This is a genomic window from Achromobacter semiaridum, from assembly GCF_053543755.1.
The window spans coordinates 1-15,086 of sequence record NZ_JBLVOL010000119.1; the positions used below are offsets into that span (position 1 = coordinate 1).

At 63.0% G+C, this 15,086-nt stretch carries 13 protein-coding genes; 8 read left to right on the plus strand and 5 right to left on the minus strand.

What is annotated here, in order from left to right; all coding sequences use genetic code 11:
- The first annotated feature begins 86 nt into the window (after window positions 1-86).
- The 8 genes from ACNPP0_RS25025 (at window position 87) to ACNPP0_RS25060 (ending at window position 12,261) form a co-directional block, all read left to right on the plus strand.
- Complete coding sequence (locus ACNPP0_RS25025; RefSeq protein WP_332607614.1) at window positions 87-554, plus strand: hypothetical protein; 468 nt, start codon at window positions 87-89, stop codon at window positions 552-554.
- Window positions 555-691: 137 nt separating this feature from the next.
- Complete coding sequence (locus ACNPP0_RS25030) at window positions 692-2,422, plus strand: methyl-accepting chemotaxis protein (RefSeq protein ID WP_046807734.1); 1,731 nt, start codon at window positions 692-694, stop codon at window positions 2,420-2,422.
- Window positions 2,423-2,759: 337 nt separating this feature from the next.
- Entirely contained in the window at window positions 2,760-4,355 is a 1,596-nt protein-coding gene (locus tag ACNPP0_RS25035) for a methyl-accepting chemotaxis protein (RefSeq protein ID WP_448707309.1), read from the plus strand.
- Between the two features lie 90 nt (window positions 4,356-4,445).
- On the plus strand, window positions 4,446-6,977 hold the full coding sequence (gene tssI / locus ACNPP0_RS25040; RefSeq protein ID WP_448707310.1) for a type VI secretion system Vgr family protein: 2,532 nt from the start codon (window positions 4,446-4,448) through the stop codon (window positions 6,975-6,977).
- On the plus strand, window positions 6,974-8,689 hold the full coding sequence (locus tag ACNPP0_RS25045; protein WP_448707311.1) for a Tle4 family T6SS lipase effector: 1,716 nt from the start codon (window positions 6,974-6,976) through the stop codon (window positions 8,687-8,689). The genes tssI and ACNPP0_RS25045 overlap by 4 nt, the downstream gene beginning before the upstream one ends.
- Window positions 8,690-8,780: 91 nt before the next feature.
- Entirely contained in the window at window positions 8,781-9,881 is a 1,101-nt protein-coding gene (locus ACNPP0_RS25050) for a T6SS immunity protein Tli4 family protein (RefSeq protein WP_448707312.1), read from the plus strand.
- An 11-nt stretch (window positions 9,882-9,892) separates the two neighbouring features.
- Complete coding sequence (locus ACNPP0_RS25055) at window positions 9,893-11,092, plus strand: T6SS immunity protein Tli4 family protein (protein ID WP_448707313.1); 1,200 nt, start codon at window positions 9,893-9,895, stop codon at window positions 11,090-11,092.
- An 11-nt stretch (window positions 11,093-11,103) separates the two neighbouring features.
- Window positions 11,104-12,261 carry a T6SS immunity protein Tli4 family protein gene (locus tag ACNPP0_RS25060; protein ID WP_448707314.1) on the plus strand — a complete coding sequence of 386 codons (1,158 nt, stop codon included), beginning with the start codon at window positions 11,104-11,106 and terminating at the stop codon, window positions 12,259-12,261.
- Between the two features lie 199 nt (window positions 12,262-12,460).
- Here ACNPP0_RS25060 and fliR read toward each other — a convergent pair whose 3' ends face one another.
- From fliR to fliN, 5 genes are all read right to left on the minus strand, one after another.
- The gene (gene fliR / locus ACNPP0_RS25065; protein ID WP_046807478.1) at window positions 12,461-13,249 is read right to left on the minus strand and encodes a flagellar biosynthetic protein FliR; all 789 of its coding nucleotides are present in this window, start codon (window positions 13,247-13,249) and stop codon (window positions 12,461-12,463) included.
- Between the two features lie 34 nt (window positions 13,250-13,283).
- Complete coding sequence (gene fliQ, locus ACNPP0_RS25070; protein ID WP_006219058.1) at window positions 13,284-13,553, minus strand: flagellar biosynthesis protein FliQ; 270 nt, start codon at window positions 13,551-13,553, stop codon at window positions 13,284-13,286.
- Between the two features lie 16 nt (window positions 13,554-13,569).
- Window positions 13,570-14,361: a flagellar type III secretion system pore protein FliP gene (gene fliP / locus ACNPP0_RS25075; RefSeq protein ID WP_082134665.1), complete on the minus strand. Its 792-nt coding sequence runs from the start codon at window positions 14,359-14,361 to the stop codon at window positions 13,570-13,572.
- A gap of 27 nt (window positions 14,362-14,388) precedes the next feature.
- Window positions 14,389-14,712, minus strand: a complete 324-nt coding sequence (gene fliO / locus ACNPP0_RS25080) for a flagellar biosynthetic protein FliO (RefSeq protein WP_006219060.1) — start codon at window positions 14,710-14,712, stop codon at window positions 14,389-14,391.
- Between the two features lie 12 nt (window positions 14,713-14,724).
- On the minus strand, window positions 14,725-15,086 hold a 362-nt coding region (gene fliN, locus ACNPP0_RS25085; RefSeq protein ID WP_448707315.1), incomplete at its 5' end, for a flagellar motor switch protein FliN.

The following is a 15,086-nucleotide window of genomic DNA, read 5'->3' on the forward strand; positions in this document are numbered from 1 at the left end:
GCGCCCGCGCCCAGCCGCCGCGCGGCGCCGTCCGACGACGACTGGGAATCTTTTTGATGCCGGCGCAGCCGGCGAACAGGTAAGGTATGCGAGGCTATAGACATCTTCTGGCGGCCGCCGCCATCGCGTTGTTGTTGGGCGGCTGCGCGGCCACGGGTCATAACTTTGACCCCGGCAAGCTGGGCACCCTGACTCCCGGCCAGACGACGCTGGAAGAAGCCTCGCGCGCGCTCACCGCGCCGCCTGACAAGCTATACAGACAGACCGACGGCACGCAGCTTGCCCTCTGGTCCTTCAAGATCACGTTTGTCGCCGATGGGCTGTACAGCCGCAAGGAAGCGCTGCTGCAGTTCGGCCCCGATGGCCGCCTGATGCGGCTGGTCGACAGCACCAATATTCTGCTGGAACCTTGGGAACGCCAGAAGTTGCTGGGCCCCGCGCCCATGCCTGACGTGCGTCAGGATTGGGCGCAGCCCATGGCCGAACCCGAGGTCCAAACCATCTACATACCTGGTCCGGGCGAACCGGCCGTGTTGGCGCCGAAAGGCAAGTAGCGCTGGAGTCCGGTAGAGAGCATTGCGGCGGGCGCCGCAATGTACGTCGCCTTGAATGTACCCGCCGTGTAACAGGGCGTGTCCGCAAGGTGGTTTTTCATTTGGTCAGAGCAGTTCCTGAGGGATGGGGAAATAATATGGAAGCGAGTCTCGAATCCGGCGCAAAGGCCGGCAAAGGCGGCAAGAAAAAGGCCGCGCGCGCACCCAAGGTGAAACGCAAGCTACGGCTGCGCGACGCCCGCGTCGGTACGATGCTGCTGTGGGTCATGGCGTTCTTCGCGATTTTGATCGCGGCCGTCGGCGGTCTGGCGGCATTCTTCTTGCAGCACAACTACGAGTCCATCCGCGAAGTCAACGCGCTGACCGAACGTGCCAAGCAGGTCGAGGTCATCAACAGCGACATGCTGCGCGCCCGCGTCAGCCTGATGGTGGCCGCGCGCCACTTGCAGGAATCGGGTTGGGGCAGCGGCGAGAACTCGGCACGCGATGCAGCCGCCGCGCTCAAGGGCGCTACCGACCTGCTGACGGGCGTGCGCAGCCGCTTCTCGGACTTCCAGAAAAACATGCTTCAGGACGACACCGGCCGCCAGCTGTCGATGAACCTGGTGCGTCGCTATCGCTCGTACATTGACGACGGCGTCGACACGATGGTCGAAGCCCTGCGCAGCGAAGACTATTCGACGTTCTACATGGTGAACAACGAATACGGCACGCCGCGCAGCGCCGCCTTCATCGAGGCGATCAGCGACTTCAGCAAGTACATCGGCGACCAGCAGCAAGCCACGATCGACCAGGCCGAAGCCAACTTCAACCGCGCCATGGTTGCCGTGGGCGTCGCCGTGGGCCTGGCCCTGTTGTTGATGGTGTTCTGCCGCATCCTGTTCGGCCGCCTGGTGGTGCGCCCCTTGGTCGAAGCCGGCCAGCACTTCGACAAGATCGCCGCGGGCGACCTGACCAGCCGCGTGGAAGTCAAATCGCACAACGAAATCGGCCAGCTGATGGCTGCCGTCAAGCGCATGCAGGAAAGCCTGTCGCGCACGGTGGCGACGGTGCGCCGTGGCGTGGATGAGATCACCGTGGGCTCGCGCGAGATCGCGGCCGGCAACACGGACTTGTCCAGCCGCACGGAAGAGCAGGCGGCATCGCTGGAAGAAACCGCGGCGTCGATGGAAGAACTGGCGTCTACCGTGAAGCAGAACGCCGACAACGCGCGCCAGGCCAATCAGCTGGCCGCCAGCGCGTCGGACGTGGCCGAGCGTGGTGGTTCTGCGGTGTCGGAAGTGGTCAGCACGATGCAGGGCATTTCCGCCAGCTCGCGCAAGATCTCGGAAATCGTGTCCGTCATTGACGGCATCGCCTTCCAGACGAACATTCTGGCGCTGAACGCCGCCGTGGAAGCGGCGCGCGCCGGCGAGCAAGGCAAGGGCTTTGCGGTGGTGGCGGGCGAAGTGCGCTCGTTGGCCCAGCGCAGCGCTCAGGCCGCCAAGGAAATCAAGGGCTTGATCGAAGACTCGGTGCACAAGGTCGGCGCCGGTTCGCAGCAGGTGGAACGCGCCGGTGCGACGATGCAGGAAATCGTGGCCTCGGTGAAGCGCGTGACCGACATCATGGGCGAGATCTCTGCGGCCTCGGAAGAGCAGTCCAGCGGCATCGACCAGGTCAACCGCGCCGTGTCGCAAATGGATGAAGTGACGCAACAGAACGCCGCGTTGGTGGAAGAAGCGGCCGCTGCCGCCGGTTCGCTGCAAGACCAGGCGCATCGCCTGGCCGAAGCCGTGGCCGTGTTCAAGATCAACGCGGGTGAAGTCATTGAAGTGCCCGCGCATCAACTCAGCGGCTACGCGTCGCCGACGCTGACGCAGGGCTGATTCCCGCAGCTTTCCCGCCGGGGCAGACCTCGGCGGGAACGTCATGCCGGATGGCGTCACGATGCAATGTCGTGACGTTGCAATGCTGTGACGTTGCAATGCTCTGACGTGCCGACGCCCACGCGGCGAATTAATACGCACGTTAAGTTTTCGAAAATAAGACCGTTAATAACAATAACGCCTGGGGAAGGGCGGTGAACAGTGTTTGACGATAGGGCGGCGCTCGCGGGCGCGTCCATCAGACAAACCGGGCGGGGACAGGTTTATCCGGGGCGTTACGGCCGGTTTGCTCGCTGCTAATCATTCGCTGCTCTATAGATGTCACTGGAGACTAGCTGTGCGCGTAAACCTACCCATCAACGATGTGGAAACCAAGCTGCGCGAAGATCAGTATCTGATCTCGCGCACCGACACCAAGGGCCGCATCGTTTACGCGAACCCGGCTTTTGTCGAAGTCAGCGGTTTTACCCGCGAAGAGCTGATCGGCAAGCCGCACAACATCGTGCGCCATCCCGACATGCCGCCCGAAGCCTACGAAGATCTGTGGGAAACGCTGGAAGCCGGCGAGTCGTGGTTGGGCCTGGTCAAGAATCGTCGCAAGGACGGTGGCTACTACTGGGTGCTGGCCAACGCCACGCCCATCGTCGAGAACGACGAAGTGGTGGCGTATTCGTCCGTGCGCGTGCGCCCGTCCGACGAACAGATCGAGATGGCCGAAGAACTCTACGCCCGCATTCGCGAGGGCACGGCGCACGGCGTCCGCATCAAGCGCGGTCGGCCGGTGCGCGCCGGCTGGCGGCGTGGCCTGGATGTGATCGCGTTTCCGTTCCGGCGCAGCGTGCGCAGCCGGATGTTCCGCCATGCCCTGGTGTCCGCCGGCATCGTGGCGGGCGCGGGCGCGTACGGCCTGCACGCCAATTGGGACAGCCTGGGCGCGTGGGGCGCCGGCCTGGGTTGCGGGGCAATCGCGCTGGGTGTGATCGCCATCTTCGGCATGGGTTGGAGCTTGTCGCGTTCCTTGCTGGACCCGATGCTGGACGCGGCCAACATGGCGCGTCAGGTCGCCGCCGGCAACCTGACCACGCAAATCATTGCGGACTCGGATGACGAAGTCGGCAGCTTGAAGTTCTCGCTGGAAGTCATGCGCAAGAGCCTGATCGGCATCGCGCAAGACGTCTATCGCGGCATCGAAGGCACGACCCATGCAGCCGTGCACATCGCGCGCGGCAACCAGGAACTGGCCGGCCGCACGGAAGGGCAGGCGTCTTCATTGCAGCAGACCGCCGCCAGCATGGAACAGCTGACATCCACCGTGCGCCAGAACGCGGACAACGCCCGCCAGGCCAATCAGTTGGCGGCCAGCAGTATGGACGTGGCGCGGCGCGGCGGCGTGGCGGTGGGCCAGGTGGTGGACACCATGCACGGTATTTCGGCCAGCTCGCGCAAGATCGCGGACATTGTCAGCATCATTGAAGGCATCGCGTTCCAGACCAACATCCTGGCACTGAACGCCGCGGTGGAAGCGGCCCGCGCCGGTGAAACTGGCAAGGGCTTTGCGGTGGTGGCGGGCGAGGTGCGCAGCCTGGCGCAAAAAAGCGCGCAGGCGGCCAAGGAGATCAAGGGGTTGATCGAGGACTCCGTGGACCGCGTGTCGGAAGGCTCGGCGCAAGCGGAGCAGGCCGGCGCGACCATGGAAGAAATCGTGGCCGCCGTGAATCGGGTCACAGACATCATCGGCGAGATCTCGCAAGCGTCTCAGGAACAATCCAGCGGCATCGAGCAGGTGGATACCGCCGTGTCGCAGATGGACGTGATGACCGTGCAGAACACGGCGCTGGTGCAGGAACTGGGCGGCGCGGTGATGCAGCTGGGCACTCAGTCCGGCGCGCTGCGCGAGACCATCCGCGTGTTCCGCCTGACGGGCCACCCGTAGCCGATTTCGTAAGCCTCCTATAGACGCGCAGCGCCTTGGCTGCGCACACTGGCCCCTCTCATTGGATTCGTCCGGGAGGGGCCAGTGTCATTGCAGGCGCACATTTATCGCTTTACGTTCACGCCCGCCAGCGGCGCGGCGTTTGACGTCATTGAATTCACGCTGGACGAGGCGCTGTCCGAGACGTATCGGCTATGCGTGGAATTGTCCAGCTTTGATCCCGCGGTGGATTTCGGCGCGCTGCTGGATCAGCCGGCCCTGTTCACGATATGGCGCGGGGCGCTGCCGGTGCGCCACGTACACGGCGTCGTCACTGAATTCGTTCAAGGCGACACGGGCTTTCGGCGCACGCGGTATCGGCTGGTGCTGGAACCGTCTTTGGCGCGTGCCGCGCTGTGTTCGGACTGGCGCATCTATCAGCACCTTTGCGTGCCGGAGATCATGGCGGACGTGATCAAGCGCCAAGGCATTACCGACTACGAGCAGATCACTACCGATGCCCACCTGCCGCGCGAATATTGCGTGCAGGCAGGCGACACGGACTTGGCGTTTATCGACAGGCTAGCGGCAGAGGAAGGCTATTTCTATCGCTACGCGCATTCCGCGCATGGGCACCGCTTGATTCATGGCGACCGGATTTACATCCATGGCGAGATCGCGGGCGGGCCGGTGGTTTACAACCCAATGCCGGGCGGTGATCAGGCGGAACCCGCGTTGCATCGGTTTTCTTATGCAGAGCGCGTGCGCACCGCCGTGCAGACGCAACGCGACTACACCTACACGCATCCGCGCTATAGCCAGGAACATTCGCCGGTTGCATCGGATCTTTCTCATCAAGATGCCCGGTACGAACGCTACGACTACCCCGGCCGCTACAAACGCGACGAAGCGGGCCAGCCGTTTACCCAGACGCGCTTACTGGGCCGCCGCCGCGATGCGCGCGTGGCGCTGGTCGAAGGGGACGACGCGCGCCTGGTTCCTGGCGTGGCATTTGATCTTGTCGGCCATCCTCGTGAAGATTGGAACCACGGCTGGCGACCCGTGCGCATGCGGCATCGGGGCGCGCAGCCTTCCAGCCAGGAAGAAGAAGGATCGGGATCGCAAGGGGGGACGCAGTATCGCTACACCGCTGAACTGGTACCCGACAAGGTCGATTGGAAACCCGAGCCCTTACCCAAACCCCGCATCGACGGCCACCAGATGGCGACAGTGGTCGGCCCGCCCAATGAAGAGATCTTTTGCGACGAATGGGGCCGCGTCAAAGTCCAATTCCCGTGGGATCGCTTGGGCGAGCACGACGAACATAGCTCGTGCTGGATTCGCGTATCGCAGAACTGGGCCGGTGCGCAGTGGGGTCACATGGCGATACCTCGCATCGGACAAGAGGTCATCGTGCAATTCGCAAACGGCGACCCGGACCAGCCGCTGATAATCGGCAGAACTTTCCGGGCGACCAATCTGCCACCGTATGAACTGCCACGGCACAACGTCCTGAACACCATCAAGAGCAAGGAATTCAAGGGCGATCGCGCGAACGAATTGCGGCTGGATGACACGTCCGCGCAGATCAGCGCGGCATTGATGAGTGAACACGGCGACACGCAGCTGCATCTGGGCTATTTGACGCACCCGCGTCCAAGCGGTGGGCAAGCTCGCGGTGAAGGGTTCGAACTGCGCACGGATGAACACGGAGCGCTTCGGGCGGCGAAGGGGTTGTTGTTGACGGCCGAGACGCAACTGCGCGCCAAGGGCGGGCAGTTGGACCGGTCCGATATCGTCGCGGCATTGCAAGCGGCGCTGGAACTCGCCCGCAACCTGGGGGATTACGCCGAAAAGCACGAGGGCATTGCCCACGACGCCCAGCCGCAGCAATCCCTGTCGGATGCGGTGCGCGACCTGGGCCACGGCGCCAATAACCAGTCGGACGACGCGGGCCAAGGCGACGCTGGCGCCATCGCGCTAAGCGCCCCAGCCGGCATCGCCGCCGCCACCCCGGCAGGCATCGTGATGTCGGCCGGTGGCAATGTGGACAGCGTCGCGCAGCAACATCAGCAGGTCAGCGCGGGCGACAAGATCGTGCTGAACGCGGGCGGTGACCTGGGCCTGTTCTCGCAAGGCGGTGCCCTGCGCCAGATCGCGCATCAAGGCGAAATGCTGCTACAGGCGCAGCACAACGCCATTCGCATCCAGGCCGATCAAAGCGCGGAAATCACGTCCAGCCAACAACACGTGCTGGTCGCCGCCGACAAACACATCACGCTGTTGTGCGGCGGGGCGACGATCAAGATCGCCGACGGCAATATCGAACTGGGCATGCCGGGCACGTTTACGGTGAAGGCGGCGCAGCACGTTTTTTCGGGGCCAAGCAGCGCGTCAATGGAATTCAACACCTGGGACGCAACGCCCTTCGACGACACCTACGTCGTGCGAGACGCCGCCAGCCTAGAGCCGCTGGCGCACACCAAGGTGGAATTGCGCCGGGGTGACGGCGCCATCTTGCAGGTTGTCACCGACGCCCAGGGCCGCCTGCCCATGCAGCAGGATCTGTTGATGGACCTGGTCAGCATGCGCACCGTGTCGGCTGATTCCGACGCACAAGACAATCGCAAGGAAAATGCATGAAGCCGATGCTGCCCGACGACGAGGTGCTGATTCCGTGTACACGCGACGACCTGGGCCGGCGAGTGTATTCAACACGCCTGACGCCGACAGAAGACAAGCGCGACAAGGTGCTGCTGTGCTCCGTGCCGGCGCCGATACCAGTGGTGTTTCTGCCCGGGGTTATGGGTACGAATTTGCGGAACAAAGCGACCAAGGCGACGGTATGGCAACCGCCGAATACCAGCTTTTCAATTGCCGATATTTTCGGGCTGATTGCTGCGATCTTCACCTGGTGGAGTCGGGGTCCAAAAGTTCGCCAGAAGCTGTTGGATCCGGTGGCCGTCGAGGTGGACGGCAGCGGCCCGATCAGTCTGGGCGATTCTGGGCTAAACGCCGACGCGGCGCGACGACGCGGGTGGGGCAGCGCTCACAAGATGTACTACCACCCGTTCCTGGCCCGCTTGGAACAACGGCTGGACAACATCTATCGCGCTCGAAAAATTCAGGAATGGTGGAACGAAGAAAGCCTGCGCGAACCAGCGGAATACGGCGAGGAACGGGGCCAGGTCACCGCGCTGACAGAAGATGAACTGATCCGCGCCGGCAAATACCAGTTCGACGTCTGGTGCGGCGGCTACAACTGGCTGCAATCCAATGCGGATTCCGCAGCAGACATCCGCGACTACATCGAAAACACGGTGCTAGCCCATTACCGCGACGAAGGCGGCATCAGCGCCGAGCAAGCCGACAGCATGAAGGTGATCCTGGTCACGCACTCGATGGGCGGCATCGTCAGCCGCGCGCTGACTCAGTTGCAGGGGTACGACCGCGTGCTGGGCGTAGTCCACGGCGTGCAGCCCGCCAGCGGCGCACCGGCAGCCTATCACCACATGCGCTGCGGTTACGAAGGCGCGGTTCAGATCATCCTGGGATCCAACGCCGGCGAGGTCACCGCGGTCGTGGGGCGTTCACCGGGCGGCCTGGAATTGCTACCCACGACGCAGCACCGAGGCGGCATGCCATGGCTGTTCGTGCGCGATGCCAAGGGGCAGGTGTTGAAAGACGCAGCCGGTGTTCCCCGCGCCTATCCGCAACGCGGGAATCCGTACGAAGAAATTTATAGGACTGAGGCGTGGTATGGCTTGGTGCCGGAGCAAAACACGAAGTATTTGAATATGTTGGAGAAATCGAAGGGGTCGAATTCACCAGTGAATGGTCGGCCGGATTATGAAGAATTGATAGGCAGGGTCGCTCTGTTTCAAGATCGTTTGTCGGCCGGAGGCTATCACCCCCAGACGTATGTGCACTACGGCGCTGAAGACGGCCTGCATAGTTGGCGCGAAGTTATTTGGCAAGGAGATCCTATGCCCCTCGAAATTTTCGGGGCTGATCCCAAAGACGATGGCAACGGGAGTTATCAAGGCTGGTTCGAACGGAAACTGCCCACGCTCGTTCCCACCACGCCACCTTGGACTGCTCAGGGCAAGGATACGCATGGCAGCGGCGGAGACGGAACGGTTTCTACTGACTCCGGCCGCATACCGGGTAGAAGCGCAGTGAAGGCAAGCTTCCGTCACGGAAGTAAAGGCTCTGGCGAATACAACCAAGATAAAGGCTACGAGCATGCGGATAGCTATGTCGACGAACGCGCTCAATGGGCAGCGATATTCAGCATTATCAAAATTGCACAGCTGGCAAACTGGCATCCCGCCGACAAAGGGAAGGATGATTGATCCAATTCGCGCATTGATCGCCGTGGGTATGGCGACTTCCATAGCGCTTGCCGGCTGCGCTCCGCTTATAACCCAATCTCGGAGTCCCACCGTGAACGAAGATGGATGGACCACGCACTGCTTCGGTCGTTTCGCAATCGACTTACCTGGCAATGCCGTCATCAGGCCGAGTTATAGATTGTGGGGCTTCCAGCTGGAGCCGTTGGGAATCCCCGCTTCCGCGTTTGGAAACATTCTCGACGCCCAAGAAATCGCGCTTAAGGCGCAACATCATCTGAACTCCAATGGCAGTATGTTCTTGCGCCGAATCGACTTTGGCTCAAAATCAATAGGCCTATTTTCCTGGAATTCGGAGGTTAGTACGAGAGTCTACCGCCTGGACACTTACGCTATTGCCGAGCCTGCGGGAAGTATCTATCGACTACAGGTGCGTGTCTCCGACGACCGAGAAGAGTTAGCGCTCAATCAAGCGAGAAGCTGGACCAGCAACCTGCGTTCACGCGAACCGCTGGAAATTCCTACCGACCCCGGCTTTTGCATCGACGGAGCCTTCATCGCCGGCAGCGCATTCCAAGTCGAAGAGTTCGAGGTTGGCGTGACCTTCCCCAACCATCCCGGCGCGCAGTTCCTATTCCGCTCCAGCACCGGCGCCGAAGAGAACCGCTTGCTGGAAAGGATGGGCGGCTTCCTGATGGGCGTTGCCAAGCTGGTGGCGGGCATGACCACCTTGCGCAAAGGCGAGCGCAACATCGGCCCGATCCAGGCCGAGGAATACGCCACGGCGGGCAGCCAGGAAGGGCAGCGGCTTTACTCCTTTACCTGGGAATCGCAGGGCAAGGATGACTCGATCACGGAGCCGAATCTCGCCGCACAGTTGGGCGTCCTGGGGCGCGACCGCGACAACCAAGGCAACCCGCCGCCGCCCGCCTTTGCATCGGACGCGGAGGCCGTGGCGTTATGGGATGCGATCGTCGAGTCCATTCGCCTGCGTCCCGGCGCGGCGGGCGCCTCGTCAAGCCAGGGCACTGCGAGCACGGGCTTGACGGCGGTGTCCGGCACGCCTTGTCCGTGGCCTGGCATCTGGAAGTGCGACGGCGCGGCGCAGGAACCTGAGCAAACCTTCATGCATGGCCAGATCCTGCCGCTGGTCGACGGGCGTGTAGTGCCGTGGCGGCTGGTCAAAGCGTTCTGATAGGTAGCGATATGAATCCCGTGTTTCAAGCATTGATTGCTGCTGGCCTGGCAGCTTCCCTGGCGCTGTCAGGCTGCACCGCTTTTCCGACCCCATCCCGGAGTTCCACCGTGAACAAAGATGGATGGATCACGCACTGCTTTGGTCGCTTCGCTATCGACCTGCCGCCGAATGCCATCATCAGACCAGGCTATCGGCTGTGGGGCATAAGCCTGGAAAAGCTGCAAGATCCGGCCTCTGCGATCGCGGGAATTCTCGATGCCCGAGAGCGCGAACTGAAGGCGCAGCCCCATAGCAAGACCGGTGGCAGTATGTTCGTTCGGCGCATTGAGTTTGGCCCAGGGGCGCGGGGCATTTACTCCTGGTCCAGCAGAGTTAACTCGGAGGTCTATCGCCTAGAGGCTTATGCCATTGCTGAACCCTCTGTTCAGGTTTATCGCTGGCGACCAGAAATATCCTATGACCGCGAAGAGCGCGCGATGCAACGCGCAAAGACCTGGACCAGCAACCTGCGTTCACGCGAAGCGCTGGAAATTCCTACCGACCCCGGCTTCTGCATCGACGGAGCCTTCATCGCCGGCAGCGCATTCCAAGTCGAAGAGTTCGAGGTTGGCGTGACCTTCCCCAACCATCCCGGCGCGCAGTTCCTATTCCGCTCCAGCACCGGCGCCGAAGAAAACCGCTTGCTGGAAAGAATGGGCGGCTTCTTGATGGGCGTTGCCAAGCTGGTCGCGGGCATGACCACCTTGCGCAAAGGCGAGCGCAACATCGGCCCGATCCAGGCGGAGGAATACGCCACGGCGGGCAGCCAGGAAGGGCAGCGGCTTTACTCCTTTACCTGGGAATCGCAGGGCAAGGATGACTCGATCACGGAGCCGAATCTCGCCGCACAGTTGGGCGTCCTGGGGCGCGACCGCGACAACCAAGGCAACCCGCCGCCGCCCGCGTTTGTATCGGACGCGGAGGCCGTGGCGTTGTGGGACGCCATTGTTGAATCCATTCGCTTGCGTCCCGGCGCGGCGGGCGCCTCGTCAAGCCAGGGCACTGCGAGCACAGGCATGACTGCGGCGTCCGGCACGCCTTGTCCGTGGCCTGGCATCTGGAAGTGCGACGGCGCGGCGCAGGAACCTGAGCAAACCTTCATGCATGGCCAGATTCTGCCGCTGGTCGACGGGCGTGTAGTGCCGTGGCGGCTGGTCAAAGCGTTCTGATAGGCAGCGATATGAATCCCGTGTTTCAAGCATTGATTGCTGCTGGCCTGGCGGCTTCCCTGGCTTTGTCCGGCTGCGCCGCGTTCCCGACCCCATCCCGGAGTTCCACCGTGAATAAAGATGGATGGATCACGCACTGTTTTGGCCGGTATGTGATCGACCTTCCCGCGAATGCAGTTATCAGACCCAGTTACAGGCTGTGGGGTGACCCGCTGAAGTGGATGACAGAACGGGCTTCGGCACTTGGCGACGTCCTCGCTGCAAGAGAGCGTGATCTCAAGGCACAGCCGCATCAAAAGAGTAACGGCAGTTTGTTCTTACGTCGCATCGCCTTCGGTCCCGACGCGATGGGACTCTCTTCCTGGTACGCGGACTACAGTTTGGAGGCCTATCGCCTTGAGATCTATGCGGTGGCACAACCGGCGGGACGGATTTTGCGGTTGGAACATCTTGTATCGCCCGATCGCGAAGAGATGACTTTTGGGTACGTAAGAAACTGGACCAGCAACCTGCGTTCACGCGAAGCGCTGGAAATTCCTACCGACCCTGGCTTCTGCATCGACGGCGCCTTCATCGCCGGCAGCGCATTCCAAGTGGAGAGCTTTCGAATTGGCGTGACCTTTCCCAATCACCCCGGCGCGCAGTTCCTATTCCGCTCCAGCACCGGCGCCGAAGAAAACCGCTTGCTGGAAAGGATGGGCGGCTTCCTGATGGGCGTTGCCAAGCTGGTCGCGGGCATGAGCACCTTGCGCAAAGGCGAGCGCAACATCGGCCCGATCCAGGCCGAGGAATACGCCACGGCGGGTAGTCAGGAAGGGCAGCGGCTTTACTCGTTTACCTGGGAATCGCAGGGCAAGGATGACTCGATCACGGAGCCGAATCTGGCCGCGCAGTTGGGCGTCCTGGAGCGCAACCGCGACAACCAAGGCAACCCGCCGCCGCCCGCCTTTGCATCGGACGCGGAGGCCGTGGCGTTATGGGACGCCATTGTTGAATCCATTCGCCTGCGTCCCGGCGCGGCGGGCGCCTCGTCAAGCCAGGGCACTGCGAACACAGGCATGACTGCGGCGTCCGGCACGCCTTGTCCCTGGCCGGGCATCTGGACGTGCGACGGCGCGGCGCAGGAACCTGAGCAAACCTTCATGCATGGCCAGATCCTGCCTCGGTAGGCGGTCAAGCCGTGGTGTGGCGGCTGGTGAAGGCGTTTTGATGGATCTAGCCAGCAGCAGCGAAATCGATCAATCTCGCCTGCGTCGAGGAGGCGCGGTCCTATCGGTCTGCCAGCTTCAAGGCGGCGCGGTCCTATCGGTCCTCCAGCGTCGAGGCGGCGCGGTCCTACCAACCCGCCAGCATCTTAGGGGCAAGGCCCTACCGGCCCGCCAACGCATCCACCACGCGGCTCATCGCGCCCAGCCCCGATTCGAATAGCGTTTCCAGAAACGGCCCCGCGTGGGGTAGCACCACCGTCAGCACGGTGACGCCGATGATGAGGGTGACCGGAAAGCCTACCGAGAACACGGACAGTTGCTGGGCGGCGCGGTTCAGGATGCCCATCGCCAGGTTGATGGTCAGCAGCGCGCAAATCAGCGGCAGTGCCAGCAGCAGGCCAGAGACGAAGACGGTCTTGCCCCATTCCACCACGACGCCCCAGCCGTTCTGGTGCAGCTGGATCGCGGCCACCGGCAGCGTGTCGAACGATCGCACCAGGGCGGCCAGCACCAGCAGGTGGCCGTCCAGCGCCAGGAAGGTCAGCATCGCCACCATGTTGAACAGGCGCGACAGCACAGCGGTGTTGGCGCCGGCGCTGGGGTCGAAGAACGAGGCGAACGACAAGCCCATTTGCAGGCCGACGAATTCGCCGGCCGTCTGCACGGCGGCGAACACGATGCGCATCGTGAAGCCCATGGCGATGCCGATCAGCACCTGCTGCATCACCATCCACAGCCCGGCATACGAGCCCGGTGAGATCGGCGGCATGGGGTCCAGCGCGGGGCTTACCGCCACGGCAAGCACGAAAGACAGGCCGACCTTCACCTTGACGGGAACGGCGGATTCCGAGAACAGCGGTGCGGTGCCGATCAGCGCCAGGATACGCACGAAGGGCCAGAGAAACTGGCCGATCCAGCCGTTGAGCTGTTCGAGCGTGAAGGCGATCATGGGGAAACGTCCGGGGCCGGGCGGCGCGGGCCGCTCAGGACACCAGCATGGGAATCTGGCCGATCAGCTGCCGGATGTAGTCGACCATGACGCCGATGAGCCACGGGCCCAGCAGCACCAGCACGCCGCACATGGCCAGCAGCTTCGGAATGAACGACAGCGTCATTTCGTTGATCTGCGTGGCCGCCTGGAAAATACTGATGACCAGGCCCACCACCAGCACCACCAGCAGCAGCGGGCCGGCCATCGCCAGGACGATCTTCATCGCCTGGTAGGCCATGGTCATGACGGTTTCAGCGGTCATGGCGATTGCTCCGGCGTTATTGGTAGAAGCTTTGGGCCAGGGAGCCCATCAGCAGGTTCCAGCCATCGGCCAGCACGAACAGCATCAACTTGAACGGCAGCGCCACGGTCACGGGCGGCACCATCATCATGCCCAGCGCCATCAGCACGCTGGCCACCACCAGGTCGATGATCAGGAACGGGATGAAGATCGTGAAACCGATCTGGAACGCCGTCTTCAATTCGCTGGTGATGAAGGCGGGCACCAGGATGCGCAGCGGCACCTGCGATGGGTCTTCCAGCGCGGGTTGCTTGGCCAGGTTGGCGAACAGCGACAGATCGTTCTCGCGGGTCTGGTGCAGCATGAACGTACGGAGCGGACCGGCGGCGCGTTCCACCGCGGTTTCAAACTGGATCGACCCTTCGGACAAGGGTTTGTAGGCGTCGGCGTAGATCTTGTCGAACACCGGCGACATCGTATAGAAGGTCAGGAACAGCGCCAGCCCGATCAGCACGTGGTTGGGCGGCGACATCGCCGTACCCATCGCGCTGCGCAAGAGGCCCAGCACGATGATGATGCGGGTGAAGCCCGTCATCATCAACAAGGCGGCCGGCAGGAACGACAGGGACGTCATCAGCAGCATGGTCTGCATGCTGAGCGAATACGTCTCCGAACCGTTGGGGCCGGGGGTGGCCGTCAGGGCGGGCAGGGTGGCCTGGGCGACGACTCCGGCCGGAAAGAAGGCCAGACCCAGCACCGCGGCGGCGGCCAGCAGGGGCAGCGCGCGCGGGCGAGCAGGCAGGAGTGTCGTGCGAGAGAGAAAGCTCATGGGTGTCGCAAAGATGCGCGTGTCGCGCTAGCGGCGCTTGAGCGCCTGGCCCAGCTTGGCCGCGAAGGCCGCGGCGGGCAAGGGCGAACCCTCCGGCATCTGGCCGGCGGGCAGGGTGTGCAGCGTGGTGAGCTGGTTCGGGCCTACGCCCACCACCAGCCAGGTGTTGTCGATTTCAACGACGACGATGCTTTGGCGCGCGCCAACGGGCAGGCTGGCCACTTGCTTGAGCAGGTTGCCGCCGCCGCGCTGGGTCAATCCGGCCCGCCGCGCCAGCCAGGCCGATACCAGGATGGCGGCCACCACCAGCACCAGGCCGATGATGACGCGCAGCAGGGCGGATTCAGTCATGGCGCCGAACTGCTAGCGGCGGTTGTTCAAGCGGTTGATCCGCTCGGACGGGGTGATGATGTCGGTCAAGCGGATGCCGTACTTGTCTTCGACGACCACGACTTCGCCCTGGGCGATGAGGTAGCCGTTCACGAAGATGTCCATCGGCTCGCCGGCCAGGCCGTCCAGCTCGACCACGGAACCCTGGCCCAGCTGGAGCAGGTTCTTGATGGTCAGGCGGGTGCGTCCCAGTTCAACCGTCAACTGGACGGGAACGTCCATGATCAGGTCGATGTCGGTACCGGTGCCGCTTGTGGCGCCGGCCAGCGGCTTGAACACCGACTGCGCCGCCGATTGCGCGGCGGGGGCAGCGGGCGCGGCGGCCGGTGCGGGAG